This window comes from Streptosporangium sp. NPDC006013, assembly GCF_040614275.1.
Lineage (GTDB): Bacteria > Actinomycetota > Actinomycetes > Streptosporangiales > Streptosporangiaceae > Streptosporangium.
Window position 1 is genome coordinate 1 of the sequence record NZ_JBEXUE010000712.1, and the last position, 3,761, is coordinate 3,761.

2 protein-coding genes are annotated in these 3,761 nt (G+C 72.0%); one reads left to right on the forward strand and one right to left on the reverse strand.

Going from position 1 to position 3,761, the window contains the following annotated elements:
• A partial coding sequence (locus ABZ260_RS48335) for a condensation domain-containing protein (RefSeq protein ID WP_355631947.1) occupies nucleotides 1-2,221 on the reverse strand: 2,221 nt, incomplete at its 3' end.
• 166 nt (nucleotides 2,222-2,387) lie between these two features.
• Here ABZ260_RS48335 and ABZ260_RS48340 point away from each other — a divergent pair.
• Nucleotides 2,388-3,671, forward strand: coding sequence for a salicylate synthase (locus tag ABZ260_RS48340; RefSeq protein WP_355631950.1), 1,284 nt, complete (start codon nucleotides 2,388-2,390; stop codon nucleotides 3,669-3,671).
• Nucleotides 3,672-3,761: the final 90 nt, after the last annotated feature.

Here is a 3,761-nt window from a genome sequence, read left to right on the forward strand (position 1 = left end):
GCGAGCCCAGCAGCGACGGGGTGCCCTGGACGATGGTCGCCCCGGCGAGCAGGCCGCCCAGCGCCGCGGGGTCGCGCACGGTCGCGCGTCCGGCCAGCACGACGGTCGCGCCGCTGATCAGCGGTATGTACAGCTCCAGCGCCGCGATGTCGAAGGCGATCGTGGTCACCGCGACGAGCCGGTCGGCGGCGCCCAGGGCCAGGCGCTCCCGCATCGTGAGCAGGAATGCGGTGAGCGCGGAGTGCGGGATGGCCACGCCCTTGGGGCGGCCGGTCGAGCCCGAGGTGTAGATGACGTACGCCAGGTCGCCGCCTCGGGCCGGGTGTGACGGCTCCGGCTCGGGCAGCGCCCCGGACGGTGTCAGCCCGGACGGTGTCAGCCCGGACGGTGTCAGCACGGCGGTTCCCTCCGGGAGGAGGGCGGCGGTCTCCGGAGTCGCGATCACGCAGAGCGGGTCCGCGTCCTGGATCATGTAGGCCAGCCGGTCGGCCGGGTGGTCCGAGTCCAGCGGCAGGTAGGCGGCGCCGGACTTCAGCACGGCCAGCAGCGCGACCACCAGGTCCGGGGTACGGGGCAGGGCCAGCGCGACGACCCGGCCAGGTCCCGCGCCACGCTCGCGCAGCAGCCGGGCGAGGCCCGAGGCCCGCCGGTCCAGCTCCGCGTAGGTGAGCGTGCCCGACTCACCGTCGCCCCCACCGTCGATTCCACCTTCGACGGCGACCGCGTCCGGGGTGCGCGCGACCTGCTCCTCGAACAGGGAGGTCACCGTCGTGTCCTGGACGGGACACGCGGTGTCGTTCCACTCCGCCAGCAGGGCCAGCTCGTCCGCGCCGAGCAGCTCCAGGTCGGCGATCCGCAGGTCCGGGCGGCTCAGCGCGCTCTCAAGCAGCGTCTCCAGGTGGACCAGGAGCGCGTCGACGCGCTCGTCGTCGAACAGCTCGCGCCGGAAGGTGGCCTCGACGGTCATGCCCTGTGGCCTGACGAATGCCTCAAGCGACAGGTCGAAGTGGGTGGTGCCGTTGTGGATGTGCGTCCAGCTCGCGGTGACGCCCGGCAGGTCCAGGTCGCCGATCTCCTGGGTGAGGAAGAGCAGCATAGTGTCGAAGAACGGCGACCTGCCGCGCTGCCGGGCGGGCCGCAGCTCCTGGACGATCGTGTCGTACGGCAGCGTCCGGTGGGCGAACCCCTCGGTGCAGGTGTCACGGACCCGGTGCAGGACCTCGCGGAAGGTGGGCGCGCCGGACAGGTCGGTGCGGAGCACGAGGGTGTTGCCGAAGTTGCCGGCCAGCCGCTCGATCTCGGTGTGCTCGCGGTTCATGACCGCCGAGCCGATCGCGATGTCGGTGGCGCCGGTGTAGCGGTGCAGCAGCACCGCGTGGGCGGCGAGCATCACCATGTACGGGGTGACGTTCTCAGCGGCGGCCAGCTTCCGCATCCCCTCGGTGACCGCGTCGTCGAAACGGCGGGCCCGGCGTCCGCCCCGCTCGGAGACGGTCGCGCCCCGCGGGCGGTCGGCGGGCAGGTCGAGGGGCGCGGGCGGCGGGTCGAGGCGCCGCCGCCAGTAGTCCATCTCCTCTGGAGAGTGCGGGCGGCCCTGTTCCCAGGCGGCGAAGTCCGGATACTGGACGGTCAGCGTGGGAAGACCGTCGGGCTCCCCCAGGACGGCGGCCCGGTACATCGCCGACAGGTCGCGCGAGAGCGAACCCCAGGTCATGCCGTCCCAGGCGATGTGGTGCACGACCAGGACGAGGGCGTACCTCCGCGCGCCGAGCCGGAGCAGTTCCAGCCGGATCGGCCTCTCGACGCGCAGGTCGAAGGGGAGTGCCGCGAGTCGCCCGGCGCGCGCCTCGGCGTCGGCGCAGTCGCGCACCGGAAGGTCGAGGGAGTCGTCGGCGAGGACGTGCTGCACCGGCCCGTTCTCGTCATGGTCGTCGTAGACGGTGCGCAGCACCGCGTGGCGGCGGATGAGGGCGCGCAGCGCCTCGCGCAGCGCCTCCGGGTCGAGCTCACCCGACATGTGCACCAGCAGGCAGACGTTGTAGGCCGGGCTGGTGGGAAACGTCCGGTGGTGCAGCCACATGCTCTGCTGCGCGTAGGACAGCGGTGCGGGGTCGCCGGACCCGCGTGGGACGATCCGGTCCCTGCCGGGGCTGAGCCCCGCCTCGGCCATCATCCGCCGCATCAGTTCGCGCCGCCGTGCGACGTCCTGCTGTTCCCGCACGCTCAACTCTTTCTTTGTGGGTCCGGGGGCCAGACAGCCGCCCCGCCTGAAGGTTAGGTTAGCCTTGCCTATTAAATCGGCACAAGGTTAGCCTTACCTAAATTGATCGGATTTTCCGGTCCCTCAGAGGGGTGGTCTTGTGTCCTTTGGCATCAGTACAGATGAGATGCGCACGGAGGTGGTCGTCGACAGCCCGGTCGATCCGCTGCACCTGGTCGCCCGTCTGGCCGGCTCAGGGCTGTTCGACGACTACACCGTGTACGAAAGACCGGGCCTGTGGACCTTCGCGGGCGGGGTGTCGGGCGAGGTGATCCTCGAACCCGGAGTCGTGCGCAGCCGCTGGCTGGACGGGCCTTCCGTGGACGAGGCCTGGTCGGGCCGGCCGGCCGCGGCACTGGAGGCGGTGTTCGGCGCGGCCCCCTGGCCGGCCTGGAACGCCTACGGCTGGATCGCGTTCGAGTTCGCCGCGAGCGACCCGGCGGGCCGGCTCGCCCATCTGATCGTGCCTCGCACCGAGGTGCGCATCGAGGCGGGACGCGCGCTGGTGGTGAGCGCCGACGCCGGCGAGGCCGAGCGGGTCGCCAAGCTGCTGTCCGCCCCCGGCGCGTCCCGGATCGCGGCACCGTCGCCGGTCGACGTGCGCTCCGACGGCGACCACTACCGGTCGCGGGTCGCCCAGGCGATCTCCGAGATCACCGCCGGGCTCTACCAGAAGGTCATCGTCTCCCGCCGGCTGCCGATCCCGTTCCCCGTCGACGTCGTCGCGACGTACGTGTGCGGCCGTGCCGCCAACACCCCGGCCCGCTCGTTCCTCCTCGACCTGGACGGCTTCCAGGCCACCGGGTTCAGCCCCGAGGTGCTGGCGAGTGTCGACGGGCACGGCACGGTCACGACCCAGCCACTGGCCGGCACGCGAGCCTTCGGCCGGGGGGAGAGCACGGACTCACTGACCCGCCACGAACTGGAGAGCGACCCCAAGGAGATCTTCGAGCACGCGGTCTCGGTGCGCACCTCGCAGCAGGAGCTGTATCGGGTGTGCGTGCCCGACACGGTCCGGGTCACCGGCTTCATGGCGGTGAAGGAGCGCGGCAGCGTGCAGCATCTGGGCTCCAGTGTCAGCGGCGAACTGGCCCCCGGCCGCACCTGCTGGGACGCGCTCGACACGCTGTTTCCCGGCGTGACCGCCTCCGGCATCCCCAAGCCGGAGGCGATCGACGCGATCACCCGGCTGGAGGAGCGCCGCGAGCTCTACTCCGGCGCCGTCCTGACCGTCTCGCAGGACGGGTCGATGGACGCCGCCCTGGTGCTGCGTGCCCTCTACGCCGAGAACGACCGGGCATGGCTGCGGGCCGGCGCCGGCATCGTGTCCGCTTCGACGCCCGAGCGCGAGTACGAGGAGACCTGCGAGAAGCTCTCCAGCATCGCCCCGTACGTGGTCGCGCGCGGGTGAGCGCCCGCCCTCGCACGTGTGGGGGCGCTTTCCTCAGGTCGTGAAAACAGGAGCGCCGCACGCACGAGCCGCCCGGGGGACCGGGCGGCT

Coding starts and splice junctions, on each gene's coding strand:
- ABZ260_RS48340 (WP_355631950.1), top strand. CDS start 2,388: ATGCGCACGGAGGTGGTCGTCGACAGCCCGGTCGATCCGCTGCACCTG.